General features: G+C 49.6%; 12 protein-coding genes. 5 read left to right on the top strand and 7 right to left on the bottom strand.

The genetic code is table 11. The annotated features are described in order from the left end of the window. Positions 1-23 precede the first annotated feature (23 nt). The 3 genes from glnD to QNJ26_05140 all read right to left on the bottom strand — a co-directional run bounded on the left by glnD (position 24) and on the right by QNJ26_05140 (position 3,670). A complete protein-coding gene (gene glnD / locus QNJ26_05130) occupies positions 24-2,666 on the bottom strand; it encodes a [protein-PII] uridylyltransferase (protein MDJ0984907.1) in 2,643 nt (880 codons plus the stop codon). Between the two features lie 321 nt (positions 2,667-2,987). Next, on the bottom strand, positions 2,988-3,320 hold the full coding sequence (locus QNJ26_05135) for a hypothetical protein (GenBank protein MDJ0984908.1): 333 nt from the start codon (positions 3,318-3,320) through the stop codon (positions 2,988-2,990). Positions 3,321-3,337: 17 nt separating this feature from the next. After that, on the bottom strand, positions 3,338-3,670 hold the full coding sequence (locus tag QNJ26_05140) for a hypothetical protein (GenBank protein MDJ0984909.1): 333 nt from the start codon (positions 3,668-3,670) through the stop codon (positions 3,338-3,340). 201 nt (positions 3,671-3,871) lie between these two features. On the opposite strand from QNJ26_05140, the gene QNJ26_05145 reads away from it, so the two are divergent. Continuing rightward, on the top strand, positions 3,872-5,329 hold the full coding sequence (locus tag QNJ26_05145; protein MDJ0984910.1) for a DegQ family serine endoprotease: 1,458 nt from the start codon (positions 3,872-3,874) through the stop codon (positions 5,327-5,329). Positions 5,330-5,626: 297 nt separating this feature from the next. Then, complete coding sequence (locus QNJ26_05150; GenBank protein ID MDJ0984911.1) at positions 5,627-7,096, top strand: sigma-70 family RNA polymerase sigma factor; 1,470 nt, start codon at positions 5,627-5,629, stop codon at positions 7,094-7,096. A 6-nt stretch (positions 7,097-7,102) separates the two neighbouring features. Here the strand turns inward: QNJ26_05150 and glnE are convergent, their stop codons facing one another. The 4 genes from glnE to QNJ26_05170 all read right to left on the bottom strand — a co-directional run bounded on the left by glnE (position 7,103) and on the right by QNJ26_05170 (position 15,349). Continuing rightward, the gene (glnE, locus tag QNJ26_05155) at positions 7,103-9,976 is read right to left on the bottom strand and encodes a bifunctional [glutamate--ammonia ligase]-adenylyl-L-tyrosine phosphorylase/[glutamate--ammonia-ligase] adenylyltransferase (GenBank protein MDJ0984912.1); all 2,874 of its coding nucleotides are present in this window, start codon (positions 9,974-9,976) and stop codon (positions 7,103-7,105) included. Between the two features lie 522 nt (positions 9,977-10,498). Then, positions 10,499-11,836 (bottom strand): M48 family metalloprotease, encoded by a 1,338-nt coding sequence (locus tag QNJ26_05160; protein MDJ0984913.1) that lies wholly within the window; start codon positions 11,834-11,836, stop codon positions 10,499-10,501. 238 nt (positions 11,837-12,074) lie between these two features. Continuing rightward, positions 12,075-12,515: a cyclic nucleotide-binding domain-containing protein gene (locus tag QNJ26_05165; GenBank protein MDJ0984914.1), complete on the bottom strand. Its 441-nt coding sequence runs from the start codon at positions 12,513-12,515 to the stop codon at positions 12,075-12,077. A 314-nt stretch (positions 12,516-12,829) separates the two neighbouring features. Continuing rightward, positions 12,830-15,349 carry a hypothetical protein gene (locus QNJ26_05170; GenBank protein MDJ0984915.1) on the bottom strand — a complete coding sequence of 840 codons (2,520 nt, stop codon included), beginning with the start codon at positions 15,347-15,349 and terminating at the stop codon, positions 12,830-12,832. Positions 15,350-15,560: 211 nt separating this feature from the next. Here QNJ26_05170 and QNJ26_05175 point away from each other — a divergent pair, with 211 nt between their 5' ends. The 3 genes from QNJ26_05175 (at position 15,561) to QNJ26_05185 (ending at position 19,150) form a co-directional block, all read left to right on the top strand. Beyond that, positions 15,561-15,836: a hypothetical protein gene (locus QNJ26_05175; GenBank protein ID MDJ0984916.1), complete on the top strand. Its 276-nt coding sequence runs from the start codon at positions 15,561-15,563 to the stop codon at positions 15,834-15,836. Between the two features lie 585 nt (positions 15,837-16,421). Then, complete coding sequence (locus tag QNJ26_05180) at positions 16,422-17,552, top strand: glutamate synthase (protein ID MDJ0984917.1); 1,131 nt, start codon at positions 16,422-16,424, stop codon at positions 17,550-17,552. Next, entirely contained in the window at positions 17,516-19,150 is a 1,635-nt protein-coding gene (locus tag QNJ26_05185) for a glutamate synthase-related protein (protein ID MDJ0984918.1), read from the top strand. Before QNJ26_05180 ends, QNJ26_05185 begins: the two co-directional genes overlap by 37 nt. Positions 19,151-19,154: the final 4 nt, after the last annotated feature.

The following is a 19,154-nucleotide window of genomic DNA, read 5'->3' on the forward strand; positions in this document are numbered from 1 at the left end:
CGTTGCGGGATCTGCATTTTTAATTATGGGTGGGCCAAGTCCGGTTGTGTCGCCGGCAGCCGTTCCATTAGGGCGGCTTTGATAGCCTCGACCTGTTCCGGCAGATCGACTTTCTGCCCGTTGATATCTCTGACATAAAAAACGTCCACCACTTGATCGGCTTTGGTGGCGATTTTAGCGACCCAGATGTTCAGATCGCAGCGATAAATGGCATCGGTGATACTGTACAGCAACCCTGGAAAATCATAGGTAAACACTTCAATAATGGTAAAAAAACTGGAACTGGTATTATCCAACGTCACGCGATGGGGTTTTGTCGCCAGGCCGGCGTTCCCGTTGCGATAGGTCCGCACTTTTTTTTTCAGGGCGACGGTCAGATCCAGTTCGCCAGCCAGTGCGGCTGAAAGGTTCTCGGCAGTTCGGTTCCATTTTTCATCTTCCAGGATCGGATCGGGCGGGGGCTTGACCTTAAAAATATCCAGGGCGATATTATTGCGCCAGGTGAACACCTGCACGTCCAGAATGTCGATGTTGTTAAGAGTAAAAACACCGGCAATTTTGGAAATTAGACCAGGACGATCAGGGGCGCAAATTGTTACCGCACGGGTGTTGGCATCAGGTGCCTGATCGATTTTCCACAGAAAGTCAGAATTGTTCCGGGACAGCTTCCGGTATAATTTCATATGCCGTTGAATTTCATCGGCCGGCATATATAGCAGATAGCGCGGTGACATGACCTCCAGCAGGGCTGTCATCTTTTTTTCGGCTTTTGAACCGGCGGCAGATGTGACGATATCCTTCTTTTTCTGTGATACGACCTCAACGGCCTCAGCGGTGGCCAATTCGCCTTTTTCAAGCACATTATATACCTTGAGGAAAAAATCTCTCAACAGCGCTGCCGTCCAATCATTCCATGCTTTTGGACCCGTCGCAATTGAATCGCCGACGGTCAGCAAATACAACATTTTGAGCCGCTCAATATCTTTGACCTTGCGGGCGCAGGAAATGGCCGTCTCCTCATCATAGATGTCTCTGCGGGTGGCGGTCTTTATCAGCATAAGGTGTTCCTGCACCAGGAACATGACCGTTTTTACATCGGCAGGCTTCATCTTTTTCTCGTTGAGAATGGTCTGGACGACCTCGGCGCCTTTGGCAGAATGATCTTCAACAGATTGACCCTTGCCGATATCATGCAGCAAAGCCGCCCACAGCAATACTTTTTTCTTTTTGAGCTTACGGTACAGTTGCGCGCACAATGGCTCCAGGCTGCTGTCTTTAGCGCTACCGAACTTTTTAACCGTTTGCACAGTGCGCAGCAGGTGCTTGTCCACCGGGTAAAGATGGTATTCATCATACTGGATGCGATTGCGCACCACGCGCATTTCAGGGAGAAATTTTTCCAAAAATCCTGTATTGAGCATTTCGTTAAGGACATTAAATTTTGGCGCCGGGGCTACCAAGATGCGCTCAAATGATTTAACGACCGGCTCAGAAACACGGTAAGCCTTGGTGACCAGATGTGAAAACTCCTTGACCAATCGCTTGGCCTCCGCACTCAGTGGGATTTTCAAGCGCGCGCTTTCTTCAAATATTTTCATCAGAAGATCCGGCGACTGCAAAATCTTTTCAGGCCCTTCAAAATTCAGCATTCCCCAATCGATAACGTTGAGGCCCTCGACACCGCTTTTTTTATTTGATTTTCGTTTGCGTTTACGGGGTTTCTCGTAGCCGAGCTCATGCAAAAATACCAGATGCTGTTGTTTTAAGGCTTCCATTTGGCCGTGAAGGTCACCCATGAATCTTTCAACCGGCTCCTGCCCATTGTCGTTTTTATAGTTAAGCGCCCGGGCCAGCTTGACCTGGTTTTCAAAGTGCAGTTGGTCGCATTTGCGACCGCAAATGTGATGGATACGGTTGCGCACATTCCAGACAAAGGATACAGATTGGCTTAATGCCTGAAACTCTTCATGTGAAAGCAGGCCCAGATATTCGAGGTCTCTGAATTGTTTGGCGTTAAAAGCGATACGCGCAATCCACAACATGGTATGATAATCTCTTAATCCTCCCTGTCCCTCCTTCAGGTTTGGCTCCAGCAGGTAGGCCGAGTCCCCGAATTGGGCGTGCCGCAATTCATTGCGCTCAACAAGCCAGTTGATGATGCGGCGGGATTTAGGCATGATGATTTTGGTGCGCAACTCATCTAGTATATTGGCGTGGAGCATTGACCAACCGCAAATAAACCTCGCATCCAATATTGGCGTCAGGATTTCATAATCCTTGCCGGCCAGTGTCAGACACTCTTTCAATGACCGAGTGGCATAACCGACATCCAGACCAATGTCCCAGAGCGGATAAATGATTTCCTGGACTAAATTTTCAGCCTCCTTAGGGACTCTTTTTTTAAATAAAAACAGCAAATCAACATCAGAACGGATGCATTGTTCTTCTCGGCCGTAACCGCCCAGCGCTATGATGGCGTAAGGATTTTTGCCGATATCCATGCGGGGACCGACGCTGCTGGTTTCAAATGCCTGGAGAAAATAGTCATCCAGCAATCGGGTATGCTGCGTTAAAAAGTTGGGTTCCTTGCCCTTTAAAAGGCGTTCAATTAACCTTTCCGTTTTTTTCTGCAGCTGCTTGGCGGTTTCTTGGTGCATTGATGTCATCGTGTCGTCATCCTGATTTGAATAAACAGATCAGTTTCTATTGAGCAACTTGCATGCCACAACACAAAAATCATAAAATTTATAATAATTACAAGGTCTTTTCTGGTAGACAATTTAGATTGCGACTGTCTTGTTGTTACAAATTTGGCAGAAAACAGGGAAAATAATTACAAAAATGTAACATTCATTTTTTAAGTTTTATTCCAATATTGGAATTGAGAAACCAGGTCGGCAATCAAATGGATTGAAATTACAATACGCAGGCAATGGTGAGTTCGATTTCGCTGGAATTCAGAATAATGGTATCGGATGCATTGATGATCAGGGAACGGCCACAACGTCGAGATCATCACAACGTTTATCCTCACCGCTTCTGAACGGCTGCTCAACACCCGGTTCGGCATTATAAAAAAAGCGAAAACGGGCGTGGGTTGTTTTAATTCGTGCGGTCTGACTTTGATGTATTCTGCCTTGCCAGATGAGCGCGCCCATGTTGCCGTTGCTGTCCACATCAAAGACCTTAAGATAAACATCGTGGTCGCTGGCCTTGAGGTAGCAGGCACCTTCTTTGGTTTCAACATCGGTGGTAGCTGCACAACCGGCGGCCAGCGCGACCCAAACGACAATAGCCAAGTGTCGAAAGATTTTGTTCATATCGATTCCATTCTGTTCTATGGCACCAGGATAGTGTTCAAATTATTGCACCAGCGATCATGTCCGCCACTAAGGGGCTGGTCCTCTTCTGGCTGGTCATTATAATCATAGCGAAAACGCCCGTGGGGTGCTGTGATCTTAACTTTTTCGTTATGATTAATTCTGCCCTGCCAGATCTGCGCGCCTTGATTACCCTCATCGTCGATATCAAAGACAATCACAAAAACGTCTTGGGTTTTGGCCCTAAGGTAACATGAGCCCTCTGCGGCTGTCGCATCCTGGGCAGTCCACCAGCAGACCATGAAAAAGGCAGAAACGATCAAAAATATAATCGGTGATCTTTTTCTCATTTTCCTTCCTTTCCAAACAGTCACTTCGTATTGCAGGCCCATCCTGCCGGGCACAGCACCCCATGATAATCCAGCACAGATAAGTTGTCAAAGATAACTTTTTGGTCATATTCGCGTCATCTTGTGGCTAAACAGTTGTCCTATGATCCACGACAACAACATGAGACCAAATTTGCAAAAAAGAAAGAGGAGGTAAACACAATGAAAACCCGTAAAGCAATTCGTCAATCAATTGCAGCTATCGTAACGGCCCTTCTGGTTATGGGATCCGGTCTGCAGATAGCAGCAGCAGCCAAAAACGCTCCGGTACGGATGATTCCGGAAAATTTTAGTGAGCTTGCCAAAGATGTCAGCCCGGCTGTAGTCCACATCCGTGTGGAAAAGACCGTCAAGGGCGGCGGCGCTGAACTTCATCATTTTGGCAGCTCGCCGTTTCAGGGAGATGATCGGTCCAAAGACTTTTTTGATGAATTTTTCGGTCGGAGAAATCCCCATGAATTCAAACAGCGAAATCCGCATGAATTTAAACAAAAGGGTCTGGGCACCGGGTTTATCATCGACACCGATGGTTTTATCGTCACCAACAATCACGTGGTCAAAGATGCGGATCAGATCAAAGTGATGCTCAAAGACAAGCGTGAATTCGATGCTGACATTGTTGGGCGCGACCCGCAAACGGATCTGGCTTTGATCAAAATCGATGCCGACAGGGACCTGCCTTCGGCACAGCTTGGCAGCTCCGACAAGCTACAGGTGGGTGAATGGGTGGCTGCCATTGGCAGTCCGTTCGGTCTGGAACAGACCGTTACCGCGGGTATTGTCAGTGCCAAAGGACGCGTGATCGGTTCCGGCCCCTATGATGATTTCATTCAAACCGATGCCTCCATCAATCCCGGCAATAGCGGCGGTCCCCTGATCAATATGAACGGAGAGGTTGTCGGCATCAATACTGCCATTATCGCCAGTGGGCAGGGTATCGGATTTGCCATTCCCATCGATCTGGCAACCGGAATCATTAAACAACTCAAATCCGATGGCGAAGTGACCCGTGGCTGGTTGGGGATAACCATTCAGGATCTGAAAAAAGAGCTGGCAGAATATTACGGCGCCAAAGATGCGACTGGCGTGCTGGTGGCCAGTGTGATCCCCGGTGATCCGGCGGATGAGGCCGGTATCAAACCCCATGATATTATCGTTGACCTCAACGGTGAAAAGGTCGAAAGCAGTCGGGGCTTAACGGCTAAATCTGCTAATCTGATCGTCGGTCAGAAGGCGACTGTTAAGGTGTTGCGTGACGGTAAGGAAAAGACGATTACCGTAAAAGTAGGCAAAAGGCCATTAACCCTCGCTGCGGCTGACGCACCTCAGCAGAAAAAAGAGACCGAATACGGGTTTCAGGTAGCGGAGCTGACTCCGGAGATGGCCCGCCGGTTTAATATACCAGATGACAAAGGTGTTGTGGTTGTCGGTGTGAATGCCAACAGCAAAGCCGATAAAGCCGGTATCCAAAAAGGGGATCTTATTCTAGAGGTCAACCGTCAGGACGTCGAATCCGTCAGCACGTTTAATAAATTGATTCAAAAAGATAAAGGCACCAACGGAATTGACTTGCTGGTAAAACGCATGCAGTCCGGTTACGTGGTGATCCATCTGGCATAATGGCCAAACATGAATCCGAACCGGGCCTGTCCTTTTCAGGCCCGGTCGGATTTGTTCGACAGGCAACTGTTGGTGGAATTTTAAAATTTTCCCACTCCCTTTTATTCGCTTTGGCGCACAGGGGGAAGCTCATCTCCTCCTTCTAGTCGTGAAGCCAAACCCCTGTCGATTTGGTGGCGAATAGGGGAGTTGGGAATCCATTTGTAACATCAAGCACATATAAGGAGCCACATAGGTTAGGCAGCAATGAGCGATCGGCTGCCAGGGCCCCTGTGATGTTCAAGAAGGGGTATCATTATGAGCAATGCTTATTCCCTAAAACCCGAATTTAACGCTTATGTTGATCCGCATGTGCCTTTTACCGGGTCATCGGAATTTTCGGCTATGAAGATCGACCTGGATTTTTCCTCATCAGCCGGACGGCACGCCGCGCCAGAGTGGATGTGGCGGACAAAGACAACCGATGATTCCAGTGAATCTGGCGAGCCGGATTGGGTGACAAAACCTTTAGCCCGTTACTATCAACACATCGGTTGTTTTAAGCGTATTAATCCAGAAGAGGAGCTTGCCATTGCCAAAGCCATCGAACAGGCGGAATTAGATCTGATGCGCGTTATCTTGCAATCAGAAATCGCTGTGGACCATTTGATTAACTTTGGCCGTCAGATTGAAGACAGTCAAAGAGCACCCAGCAAGATTTTGATCAACGTTCATAAACGAGGAGATCGGCTGAGCGATAAGGAGAAGATTGATTCTTTTCGCAAGACGATCCGAAAGCTTGAGCAGATACATATTGCCGTTAAGGCAAATCGGTCCCATTTGCTTGTCACAGGCTTTAAAGCAGTTCGGCAAAAGCCGCTGCAAGCGCTGTTAAACAGCCAGCTTAATCAAATGTTTGATGTCTTAACGGAATGGCGTTTTGAACCGCCTGTATTTGATGATATCGAGACAAGCATTCGTGAGCAGCACCGTGAACCGGATTCTCAGGATTCAAAGCCGGATCGCTCCTTAACCCAAATTGGACTTTGCCGAGAACGGCTTAGTGCGCTTCGCAGCAAACTGATAAATGCCAATTTGCGTCTTGTGGTCAGCATTGCCAGACGCTATGCTCAGCGTGGACTGTCTTTGATTGACTTGATCCAGGAGGGCAACATCGGCTTGATTCGGGCAGCCAATCGCTATGATTATCGGCGTGGTACGCGTTTCAGTACCTGTGCTGTTTGGTGGATCCGGCAGGCGATTTTGCGGGCCATCTACAACCAGGCCAGAACGATTCGACTTCCGATTCATATCAGGGAACGGTACCGCAAAATTCAAAAAGCAGCAAGCAGTCTGACGGACGGAAACAATGGAGAGGAAAACCTAGCAGAACTAGCTGACCGCAGCGGGATACCTTTTGATGAAGTGGACCGAATATTGGCCATTGCCGGAGAGCCGCTTTCATTGGATGCGCCTTTGAATTCCCAGGCCACACGTTTTCTGGGTGATGTCGTTGAAGTTTGTGATGAAAGGGATCCCTTCACCTATGCGGCCAAGCGCAACCTGGCCGAGAAAACGCGCAAAGTTTTGTCTGTGCTGACACCGCGGGAAGAAAAGATTTTGCGAATGCGGTTTGGCATTGGTGAAAAGACCGATCACACCCTGGATGAGATCAGCCTGGAGTTTGATATTACGCGCGAACGTATCCGCCAGATCGAGGCGCGGGCGCTTCAAAAACTGCAACGGTCAAAATACAGCCGCAGCCTAAAAACGTTTATTGTGCGCTGACCCATATCAATGGGTTCCTAAAAAGGAGTCCCAGATTTTTCTAACTCGCTTGCGCAGGTAGCCAAACTTTTGCTCAGAAACCCTGGCCGGCTTTTCCTGCAGGCTGGCTTGATGTGCTGCGGCCCGATAAATCAGATAGGCATGTTTTAAAACATGGGCCGTATATTCATCGATAGCGCCGGTTGAGATCAACGTCTGGATCAGACGGACATTATCGGTCCAATCGAGTAATGCCGGATATTCGTGCGATTTTAGCAATACCAGATACTGTACTAAAAATTCGATATCGACCATACCGCCCGTATCCTGCTTGATATCAAACTCTCCCGCTTTGGGTTGTAACAGTTCCTGTCGCATGCGGTTGCGCATGCGGGTCACCTCCTGTTGCAGCTTGGCCTTTTTTCGTTGCCGGGCCAGAACCGACTTGCGCGTGTTTTGGAAATTATCGGTGAGCAGCGGATCTCCCAGAATGGGACGCGCTTTGATTAGGGCCTGGTGTTCCCAGGTCCAGGCCTGGTTTTGCTGATAATCACGAAATCCTTCCGCGTGGCTGACCAGCACCCCGGCACCTCCGCTGGGTCGGAGGCGCATGTCGATTTCATATAATTTGCCCGCGCGGGTATGGGCGGTCAGGATATGAATAACTCGCTGACCGAGACGGTTAAAAAATTGGGCGCTGTCGATGGGTTGTTGGCCACCCTGCGTTGGTTCACGGCTACCGGAATGCAAAAATACCAGATCCAAATCGGACCCATAGCCTAATTCCAAACCACCGAGCTTGCCATAGGCAATGACTGCAAAGCCGCTATCGCCAAGTTCGGCGTCCAATTTGCAGCTTGGCGAACCGTGCTTGGCCAGCAAATGCGCATAGGCGATTTGAACGACTTCAGATAGCACTGTTTCGGCGATATCCGACAAATGGTCGCTGACGCGCATCAAGGGCAGCGCTCCGGTGACATCAGCTGCCGCAACCCGCAGCACGTTTATTTCTTTAAAAATGCACATCTGCTCGATTTGATGTTCAAGGTCATCCGCGGAGCCGCTGCGCATTTTTCGTTCTATGTCGGCCCTTATCTGGTTGACATCAGGCGGTAAATACAATGTGCGCGGGTCCAAAAGTTCATCTAAAAGAACCGGATGTAAGGCCAGAAAAGAAGCGATCCAGGGACTGGCCTCTGTCAGCTGAACCAGATGCGTAAGTACATCCGGATTTTCAAGCAGCAGTGCAAAATAGCTGATTCGCCCGCCGATCGATTTTAACAGGTCCACAATTCGCCCCAACACCCTTTCGGGTTGTTTAGCGCGGCCAACTGTTTTGAGGACTTGAGGAATTAATCTTTCAAGTCGTTGCTGCCCCTTTGATCCGATTTGAGCCGGTCCCAGGGCATTGCCTAAATAGCTGAGGTGTCGCAAGACTTCCTGTGGTTGTCTGAAACCGGCATCCTTGAGCACGGTTTCAGCCTGTGTATCGCTGACCAGACCCTGCCAGACGCCCAGTAGCTGTTCATCGGTTTTTTGTGTATCGGTTTCAGATTCTTTAGCTTCCAGCAACATCTGAAATTGACGATGAACGTTGCGGCGATGTGCTTCCAGCTGCTGTCTAAATTGGGCGGTATCGCTATATCCCATGGCGGCTGCCAGACGGGCCTGGTCAGCAGGCGCTGAGGGTAAATCGTGGGTCTGTTGATCGGCAAATTCTTGCAGGCGGTGTTCGGTGTCTCTGAGAAAAATGTAAGCGCTTGCGAGTTCATGACCCACTTCTGGCGGGATATGGTTTTCTTGCACCAAAATACGGAGCACTTTTTGAATACTGCGCTCTTGAAGTTCAGGCGTGACGCCGCCGCGAATCAGCTGAAACATGTGGCCGAAAAATTCAATTTCGCGAATACCGCCCCAACCCAGCTTAATATTGTGCTTCATCCCTTTGCGCTGCACCTCGAGGGAAATCATTTGCTTCATTTCGCGCAGGGAATCAAAGGCGCCATAATCCAAATAACGACGGTAAATGAAGGGATTTAATTGTCTGAGCAGTTGCCGGCCGGCTTTTTTATCACCGGCCACCGCCCGTGCGCGAATCAAGGCATAGCGTTCCCATTCCCGCCCTTGCTCCTGATAATAGTTTTCCAGCGCTTCAAAATGCATGACGAGGGGGCCATTTTCACCGTAAGGCCGCAATCTCAGATCTGCACGGAACACAAACCCATCAACAGTGGGTTGGCTGAGAACCCGGATCAGCTGGCGGCCCAGGCGGGTAAAAAAATCATCGTTTGTTATGGGTTTTGATTTCCCCTGTGTTTGGCCGGCTTTTGGGTAGGTAAAGATTAAATCGATATCGGAAGAGAAGTTTAACTCACAGGCCCCCAGTTTACCAAGACCCAGAACCACCAGGCGCTGGCGGGAGCCATCCTTGGCGGTCGGCTTGCCGTATTGATCAATTAACCAACGGGTCAGGGTCGCAGCGGTCTGTTCAAGACAGGTATCTGCCATGCTGGAAAGATCGGTGACGGTTTCGGCAAGGTCGCTCCAGCCACAGAGATCCCTGAATGCAATTCGCAGCATTTCCCTGAGCCGGAAGATACGCAAGTGTCGGCTCAACGCCGCCTCATCTTCTACATTGACAAGGGACGATTTTAATTTTTGATCATAGTCTTTTGAAGCATAGCGACGCTGAAGATCGCCGCTGTCGATCAGATCGGAAATTAAAGCAGGATCGCGTGTGCAGCTATCGGCAACGAAATTGCTGAATGCAAACACGCGCTGCAGGGCGCTTAAGATTTGCGGATCTCGTGAAAGGTGGACACCGGCTTTTTTGGATGAATCTCTAAACGCCTCCCATTTTTGTCCCAGGTCCTTTTGGAGTATGTCGGGAAGGTCGTTCATATTGGGTCATGTTATACCATATCCGGCTTTGGTTCCCAAATCAATTGTATCGCCAATGGGGTCTTGCATTGGAGTGATGGCGCACTGGAGTAATGGCATACTGGAAGGCTGAATGGGTGAGCATAAGATTAGATGAATTATACAATACGCCAGCACTCCCCAAAATTGAGCTGAACGTAAGCTCCATCAGAGATATATTGACTGATAATACCTGAATCTTGCATGAAAATTAATGAGAAGTTGAGATTGCATTAAATTACAGCCAGCTAGACAAATTATAGAACTTATTCAAAATACTAAAAAGGTATAAAGGATGAAAATCATTTTATCTCATTAATCTTCACCCAGCGGGCGAGTCCGTCATAGGCGGACAAGCCTCAGGCATCCATCGGTCCGCCTCAGGCGGATTATTAAGGCCGAGGCATCCGCCTGAGGCGGATAGCCTCGGCCTTAAATGACTTGCATATGAAAGAATCCGGCTCGTGCAAAATTCAGGTAATAATTAGACAGCACCCGTATGAACTACTTGATATACCCCCAATCAACCAGGCGGCGGTAGGCGTGCTGGGCATTTGGGCCCTGCTGTACGACCTGTAGAAAACGATAATAGTAGTTGGCCGCTTGCTCCTTGTTGCCCATACCCTCCTGGCAGTATCCCTTAAAGTAGATCGTGTTCGGATTTCCCGGCAGCAATCGATCGTAGGTGCTAAATTCTTCGTAGGCGCCGGCGAATTTTTTCAGGCGGATTTTGGCAATTCCGCTCAGGTGATAGGCCTGGGCTTCCTGGGGGTAGGCTTTTTGGGCCATTTCAGCATATTGGCGGCCGACTGCATTGTTATTCTGAACCAAATTGACAATAGAGGTCATACACAGGGTAACATAATCACCGGGCGCTTTCTTCAATGCTTTGCGGAAGTGCTTGCTGGCATTGTCGTATTTGCGCTGAGCCAGCAGCTTTTGCCCCTTTTGAATCTCAATGATCGCTTTTTTCTTTGCCCGCAGGCGTGCGGTGCGGTCCATATATCGTTCGCGGCCAAGCGGTCCTTTCAAAGAAGACTGATATTGGGTATTGGCCATCTGAACAGCCGTATCATAGCGCTCCTGGCTCATCGGGTGGGTGGCAAATAAGAGGTCGACAGTCGTGGATTTATGCTTTGACATGCTGTTGAGCATATCCATTAGGCCGACAAACCCCTGGGAACCATATCCTGCGCCCACCATATACTTCATTCCGAGGGCATCGGCTTCGCGTTCATTGTCGCGGCTGTAAGATGCGAGCAATGCACCGGCACCGACTTGACCCAGCTGGTTGGCCAGATCTCCCAGGGCTGAGCTCTGTGTACCGGCGAGCACCGAAACACCGCCGACAGCTGCCTGAGCCAGCTTTCCTTTTGACATCTGCTCGGCGGAATGGCGGGCGTTCACATGACCCAACTCGTGACCCAGCAGGGCCGCCAGTTCAGCTTCGTTATCCATTGAGAGCATAATACCGCGCGTTGCGGCAATGGTACCGCCGGGAAAGGCATAGGCATTAACATAGGTGGCATTGACCACCCGAAATGAATAGGGCATGTGGGGTCGATGGGATTTAGCCGCCATTTTATTGCCCACCTCGCTGACATAGCTGTTTAATTGGCTATCCTGCACAGCACCGAAATCACTGGAAATCTGCATGGGTGCATACTGCTGGTCAATTTTAATTTCAGTGTTTTCAGATACGAGCATAAACTGCTTTTTCCCGGTGACTGGGTCTGTGGCACATCCAAACACATAGCCGGCGGCGGCCATTGAGGTTAACCACATGAATTGGCGTCGGGTTAAAGTGCCCTTCTTTGCTGTAGTTAAATGATGATTTGGCATACAGCCTCCCTTTTATAGTGTAGCTGTAAAATTCAATAGGTTTCAGGTGTTCCGCCGTAGGCGGATTCAGGTGTCAGGTTTTCTATCAGAGGACAGAGGTCAGATGACAGAAGACAGATGATAATACTGTAAGCTGAGATAGCTTATCTGTCCTCTGTTCTCTGTCTTCTGTGTACTGACACCCGACAGCTGAAACCATTTAGCAAATGTCAGCTGGACGCTCGGTTATACTGATATATTATTTTGAATCGCCCTTGCTGGACTCCAGCATCTTATATGTCTGCAGCAAGCGCTTGCCGAGCGTGGCGGCAAGCTGTTTGAAAAAGATGATCCCGTTTTCAGCATCTTCCTCTAACATGCGGGACAGCTTATCACGATCGGTTTTGAGTAATTTTGAGGCTTCCAAACATTCGGCCGAAGCCGAGTAGACGTCACCGCCGATCAGACTGGACCAGCCAAAGGCTTCGCCGTTTAGCTTGGCTTTGTAAACTACCTGCTCCGGCACACCGACGCTTAATTTGACACACCCGTTTAACAAAATAAAAAAGAATTTGGCCGGATCATTTTCTCTGAAGAGGATCTCACCTTTTTGGTGTGAGGAGGTTTCACAGATATCCATGAATTTTTTGACAAAATCCATGCTCGTGCCCGTAAAAAGCTCAGATTGTTTGATATACATGGTGGTTCCTATCTTGACGTGCGTGCAGCTGAAGAACACCAGCCAATGACTTCAAAAACAGCGTGACGATTTTTATCAATCCGTTTATGACCCGAGCAATTTTTGCCATCAGATGAATTTTCAAAGGACAGTCGCCGGTCTGATAGCAGGGCTGATGATTGGGTTGCTAGATGAGGTTTATATAAAATAAAGACGCGGACTTGTCAAAAATAATAGCGGTTCTGCAAAATTTTGCTGCCTGGTGCCAGCTATAAGCAAAAAAGCCACAACCGGCAAGGCGGTTGTGGCTTTCTGAGGCGCGTGCAATTGGCGAACTAAGTTCGTTTGCGGCGGGCAAAATAGACGATCACCAGCAGAATCAAGATGATACCGATCAACACACCGAAGATTTCCACATTGGCAGCAATAAACATGGCACGGCCGATCAATTTTTGATGTTCGGCATCGGTCGCAGGTGCCAGTCCGGTCATGCTGCCGACCTTGGAAATAATGCGATAGACAAAACGGCCGGATGGAATATCTTTATGGCAGGACAGGCACACGCCCACCCGTTCCATGTTATCACGGGCTTCTTTGGTCAACGGTCCTGATAGCGGCCAATGCGATCCCACTGTTTGCATCTGCTCGCCTTCACGCGTGATGATTTGATCCAGATCCATGGGCAGATCCGGGATCGGGCTGATTTGATATTTGGCGGTTTTGGTAACCAGCTGACCTTTTTCATTGGAAATGTCCACATAAATGCCTTTGGTGTATTGTTGCAAATAGCGGCCGTCATGGGTCCCGTAGCCCAACGCTTTGGAAGTCGCATGGCAGGATGTGCAGGTGCGGGCTTGGCGCCCGGTGGTATGCGGCATGGCCGGGGACATATCGATACCGCGCTGGCCCTTGTCGCCGCCGCCTTCGGTTCCGGGGGCTGTGCGCCAGATCTTGTTATGGATCAGGGTTTCGCCGTCAGGTGCAATAACGCTGGTGATCTGTTGACATCCGGGAATTAACGGGCTGACGCGGCCTTCACCGTTTATGCCCAGAACCGGGTTTTCCCAGCGCAGATACGAGCGGTTTTCAGAGGTCTTGCCGAAAGCCACCCCGGCGGCTTTAGGGGGCTCCACCTTGCGCCAGGATTCTGCGGTGTGGCCATTGGCAAAATGGGTGTTGCCGGCTGCGACCCAATCGGTGGCCTTTTTGTCACCTGAAAAATCCACCTTGACATGGCATCCATAACACTGCGGCGCCCAGGCTGAATGGCAGCCATAGCACTCAATTTTTTCAATATGCTCTGGAGTAGTGATTTTGGCGGCGATGGCTGCATCCTTGTTTTGCCATTTGTCTTGCAGGTGAATCGATTTGAGGGTTGGGACTTCAAAATCCAGCCCGCTGGCCGAATGCACGATGACCTTGTCGCCATCCCGCACGACATTACCAAAGGGATTGCCGCGGGCCGTTAGCATAAAACCGTCCTTGCCCGAATAAACGGTGGCAAAATCGCTCTGATTCATAAGCAATTCGGCAGTGGTGCCACGCGGTTTTGCGTTGCTCAGATCTTGGTCAAATTCATCACCCCATCCCAGCGGCAATTCCCAGGGATACTGGGTGGCGGTGCCATGGCAATCGGAGCATTCGATCTCCACATTGGCCAGCAATGTCCCGGTGATATTACCGTTGCCGTGCATGGAGGTGGTGGTGTGGCAATCCTGACACAGCAAACCGCCTTCGGGATTGCCCTCGCGCGATTTGACCTGGTGGTGGACATCGTCTTTGATAAACTGATAAAATTTGGTATGCAGCTTGGGCTGTTTTTTTCCGTCGGCGGTAAACGGGCTGCCATACGGAAATTCCATCAAACCCAAAAAGGAGACGCCAATGCGTTTGCCGCGGTTGTGGCAGGACACACAGGTCTCATGCGGGATCCCCGAATAGACAATGCCATTGGCCACCACTTTGGTCTTGCGCGTGGACTGGATCGAATGCACCATGGCATGTCCGGTCTCATCGCGTTTGACAGTCTGGTCACCGCCTTCGTACAAACCGGCATTGTTATAAGGGATGTGGCAGGCAGCACAGCCCATGCCCCGAAAATCGCCGCGTTTGTTGCGGCCTTTGACCCCCACATGGCAGCGCTGACAATCGGTGCGCAGATATGTAAAAATGGCCGTTGCCGGATTCTCTTTCAACTGTGACACATCCGTCTTGGGTACTTTTTGCAGTTTGGTGGGAAAATTGTCCGGATACTTTTTCATTAACGCCTGGGTATAGTCTTTGTATTTTTGGCTGCCGAACACCGGTTCGGGGCCATCAGGATCGTCCACATCGTAATTGCCGTATTTGGTGGCGTATCCCGTTGACACCGGTCCCCAGCCCCAGAGGGCCCCTTGTATCTTGCCGGCCTCGGTCTGCATGATCGAGCGGTATTGCGCATACGTCCAATCCTTATGGCATTGTCCGCAGATTTTTTCATTGACCCACACTGAAGCCGAATGTAGCACAAAGGTGTCCAGCGGGCTTCCCGGTGGAGCACCCGTATGTGCAATTTTAGCATCCTTTTCTTCCGCTGGATTACCGCCATGGCAGACGACACAACCATTGGGATCCCCCAGTTTGGCACCCATCTGATAAATCTGTTTGGCCATCTGTGAATTGTGCGCCCGGATGGGCTCGATACCCATATGGCATTTGCCGGCCGCCAGGCAGCCGGTATTGGGGGCCGGATACCCGGCAGGGTCCATTTCGGGCAGCGGGCTTGCAGCCAATGCCAATAGGGGTGGAACGGTCAGCAACAGAGAGGCAAAAACAAATAAAAACCGGACACTTTTTATCCATCTGTGGCAGCTCATCTTCTCCTCCTTAACGCGCAAGATTTGTACAATGAATGGATATCTTGTCTTTACCGAATATGGAAAAGCCCTTTATGGGCGCGATAACGTGAGCTGTTGACTCGAAAAAAAGGTCCGGCCTTTATAGCCCTATATGTATTGACAACTTGATAACCACATATCCATATCTAAGTCAAGATGCAATTCGACCCTTTTAGTTGCATGTATTCGCTTGGAAAACATTGCTGAATTGGGTCTGGCGGCACAAACGATTGCTATCGATTTGAGCGGCCAGGCGTCAAAAAATGTCTGCCATCGTAAACGCCAAAACTTACATTTTTGTAAAATTTTCAGACTAAATGCGACATTTATGTATGATTTGACTCGATTGACTTTTGCCCATGCGCGTCGATATTGGCATGATGGGCATTTGCAATTATATGAATCTGGCACGATCATTGCGATAGAAAAGCGTTTGAGCGGACCGCCTGGGCGCCAATTTTTTTGATACCATCTTGATTTATATCAATTTATTGTTTTTCATATTGAATTTATATGATATAAGCGATGGGTTGAAAAAGCCCGGCGGTTTAGCAGGAAGGGGGGCTTTGAGCAATTTCTAAAAGGAGGGAGACGCCACATCTAACTGTTCCCAATTGGGGTTACAATAAGGTGCTGGCTGGCATTGTAACAAACTAAAATATTCTTCTCGACCAATGATCGGGAACCAATCCAATATAATGCCCCGCATGTTGTATCGCATGTCCTGAGTTTTTGTCGTTCTGTGGGGGACATGCTGCACACCTCCGATAAACTCCCATAAAATGTCTGACTATGAAACGATTAACAACCATAACTTGAATCTATCTCAAAAATGCATCTAATCCGCCGCAGGCGGACCCGTGGACGTGATCCACTATTTTTGAGATAGGTTCTTGCAGCTTATCCTGCCCGAAGCGATAACCAGACTGCTCCGAACATTATGTCGATAACGCGCCGAATCCATCGCTAGGGCGATTTTATCCCTGTCAGGCTTTTCCCTGACAGGATTTTTCATCTTTATAATGACACCACAAAAAGGAGATGGTTTCTCATGTGTCGCTTATTTGCCATTACCAGCCAAGAGCCGTTATCACCAATGGTCGCGTTGAATGCGCTCGATGTGATGCGCGAAGGTCATGATTGCTCGGGTGTCGGGATCTTTTTGCGGGATCTGGCGGGCCCTTTTGAGGAAATCAAGGACGCACCCATATTATCGGGGATATTCAGCGATAAAGGCCTAAAGCGGTTAGACACGTTCATGATGGATATTGGCTTTATGACTAAATATAAGATTTCAGTCAAGTTACCGAAGACGCCGCCGCCCGGCGTTCCAAAGCGCGATGTCTATTTGATTCGGGCATATGAATATCCAGAAGAGTGGGAGGATATGAGCCAGCCCCAGCTTTACGAGCAATTGCTTAAAATCAGGCTTCAGCTAAGAGCGATGGGGGAAGAGAAAAAGGATATGATCGTTTTTTCCTTCTGGCCGGATGTCATTATGATCAAAGAAATTGGAGATCCGATGCTGGTTGCCGAGCATCTGAGTCTGGACCGCAAAGAGCTTTTTGCCAGAGTCATCATGGCCCAGGGACGGCAAAACACCAACTATGCCATAACCCTGTATGCTTGCCACCCATTTTTCATCCAGGGCTATGCGACTATGACCAACGGTGAAAATACCGCGTTTATACCTATCCGGTCATTTTTGGAATCCAGAGGATTTGATGGCTATACCGGCTATCAATCGGATTCAGAGGTGTTTACCCATATCCTGCATTATGCAGTCACAAAACTCGGGCTCGGCATCGAGGCCTATAAACACATCATTACGCCGCTGCAGGATGAAGATTTGCTGGATCATCCCAATAGCCATTTTTTGAAAAATCTTAAGCAAACCTGTCGCCCATTGATCACCGACGGTCCCAACTGCGTCATCGGTTGTCTTCCGGACCACAGTGTATTCATGGTGCAGGATCGCAAGAAGCTTCGGCCGGGCGTGGTTGGCGGTAAACCCGGTGTCTATGCCTTTTCTTCAGAACTTTGCGGCCTGGATGCCGCCATCCCAAATCGGGACAAGAGCAAAGATTTTCAACCGATGCATCTGGACACGGCTTTTGTCGGTCCGGGGCGTCAGGAGGTTACGTTATGGAACCAGAAAGACCCATTGCCCCTTCCACGCTGAGTGTTAAGGATTTGCCGTGGCAGATTCTATGGGACTTGGATAAATGTACCCTGTGTGGCAAGTGTACCGCGGTCTGTCCGGTCAATGCCATTGAATTGGGAGTCTTTCGTAAACGCAGTTTAGAGCCCCCGACGGATATTACCCTGGAGACGGCCACAGCATTCAAAAGCTATTACGGTATCCGGCAAAAAACAGATCCGGCTTATCGATGTATCGGCTGTGCCATGTGCACCATGGTCTGCCCCAATGATGCCATTGTGCCCTGCCGAACCGATGAGTCTGATAAGCTCAAGTTTCACATTGACCAGGGCGGCCAACCCCGCAGACGGGGCGGTCGGCGCAACATGGCCGGGGGCGTGTTGGACCGCTTAAAATTTATCCGCATATCGATGCTGACCGACCCGGCTCTGGACGCCGGGCGGCATGAATTTGAATTGCGCACTTTGCTGGGACGGGTTTTACCGCCCGAAGAAAATTTGAAGTTTCTAAGCGTCAATGGCTGGATACCACCGGTACGTGAAATTTATCCCCTGATTATCGGCGCCATGTCCTTTGGTGCGCTGTCACCAACCATGTGGGAAGGGCTGCAGATGGGGGTGGCCTACTTAAATGAAGAATTGAAAATGCCCGTACGGATTTGTACCGGCGAAGGTGGTTGCCCGCCACGTCTGCTGCGATCCCGTTTTTTAAAATATGTCATTTTACAGATTGCCAGCGGCTATTTTGGTTGGGATGAAATTATTCATGCGATCCCAGAAATGAAAGAAGATCCCTGCGCAATCGAAATCAAATACGGTCAGGGAGCCAAGCCCGGAGACGGCGGATTGCTGATGTGGTACAAGGTCAATAAGCTGATTGCTGCCATTCGCGGTGTGCCCACTGGTGTAAATTTGCCAAGTCCGCCAACCCACCAGACCAAATACTCGATTGAAGAATCGGTGGCCAAAATGATCCAGTCCATGTACATGGCCTGGGGTTTCCGCGTACCGGTCTATCCGAAAATATCCGGTACCTCGACCGCACTGGCGGTTTTAAACAACTTAACCCGTAATCCCTATGCCGCCGGACTGGCTATTGACGGCGAGGATGGGGGGACCGGTGCCGCCTATAATGTGTCCATGAACCACATGGGGCATCCGATTGCCAGTAATATTCGTGACAGCTATCTGACGCTTGTTGAGCTGGGAATGCAAAACCAGGTGCCTTTGCTGGCTGGCGGAGGCGTCGGTAAAACCGGAAATCTGGCGGCCAATGCGGCGGCCCTAATTATGCTGGGCGCCAGCGGAGTGCAGATCGGCAAGTATGTCATGCAGGCAGCCGCGGGGTGTCTGGGATCCGAATCCGACCGCTGCAACATTTGTAACATCGGTCTGTGCCCCAAAGGTATCACTTCTCAAGACCCGCGGTTGTACCGGCGGCTTGATGCCGAGCAGGTGGCCCAAAGACTGGTTGATCTTTATTTGAGCTTTGATACCGAACTGAAAAAAATTGTAGCCCCGCTTGGACGCTCGACCTCGCTGCCCATCGGTATGTCTGATGCATTGGGCATCGATGATCCCAATATAGCGGAGCGGTTAAAAGTTAAGTATGTTGTTTAACCAA

The organism is Desulfobacterales bacterium (genome assembly GCA_030066985.1).
Taxonomy (GTDB): Bacteria; Desulfobacterota; Desulfobacteria; order Desulfobacterales; family JAHEIW01; genus JAHEIW01.

Excerpts from the sequence above, each read along its gene's own strand:
- QNJ26_05135 (MDJ0984908.1), bottom strand. The coding sequence starts at position 3,320 with ATGAACAAAATCTTTCGACACTTGGCTATTGTCGTTTGGGTCGCGCTG.
- QNJ26_05165 (MDJ0984914.1), bottom strand. The coding sequence starts at position 12,515 with ATGTATATCAAACAATCTGAGCTTTTTACGGGCACGAGCATGGATTTT.
- QNJ26_05150 (MDJ0984911.1), top strand. The coding sequence starts at position 5,627 with ATGAGCAATGCTTATTCCCTAAAACCCGAATTTAACGCTTATGTTGAT.
- QNJ26_05180 (MDJ0984917.1), top strand. The coding sequence starts at position 16,422 with ATGTGTCGCTTATTTGCCATTACCAGCCAAGAGCCGTTATCACCAATG.
- QNJ26_05145 (MDJ0984910.1), top strand. The coding sequence starts at position 3,872 with ATGAAAACCCGTAAAGCAATTCGTCAATCAATTGCAGCTATCGTAACG.
- QNJ26_05185 (MDJ0984918.1), top strand. The coding sequence starts at position 17,516 with ATGGAACCAGAAAGACCCATTGCCCCTTCCACGCTGAGTGTTAAGGAT.
- glnD (MDJ0984907.1), bottom strand. The coding sequence starts at position 2,666 with ATGACATCAATGCACCAAGAAACCGCCAAGCAGCTGCAGAAAAAAACG.
- glnE (MDJ0984912.1), bottom strand. The coding sequence starts at position 9,976 with ATGAACGACCTTCCCGACATACTCCAAAAGGACCTGGGACAAAAATGG.
- QNJ26_05160 (MDJ0984913.1), bottom strand. The coding sequence starts at position 11,836 with ATGCCAAATCATCATTTAACTACAGCAAAGAAGGGCACTTTAACCCGA.
- QNJ26_05140 (MDJ0984909.1), bottom strand. The coding sequence starts at position 3,670 with ATGAGAAAAAGATCACCGATTATATTTTTGATCGTTTCTGCCTTTTTC.
- QNJ26_05170 (MDJ0984915.1), bottom strand. The coding sequence starts at position 15,349 with ATGAGCTGCCACAGATGGATAAAAAGTGTCCGGTTTTTATTTGTTTTT.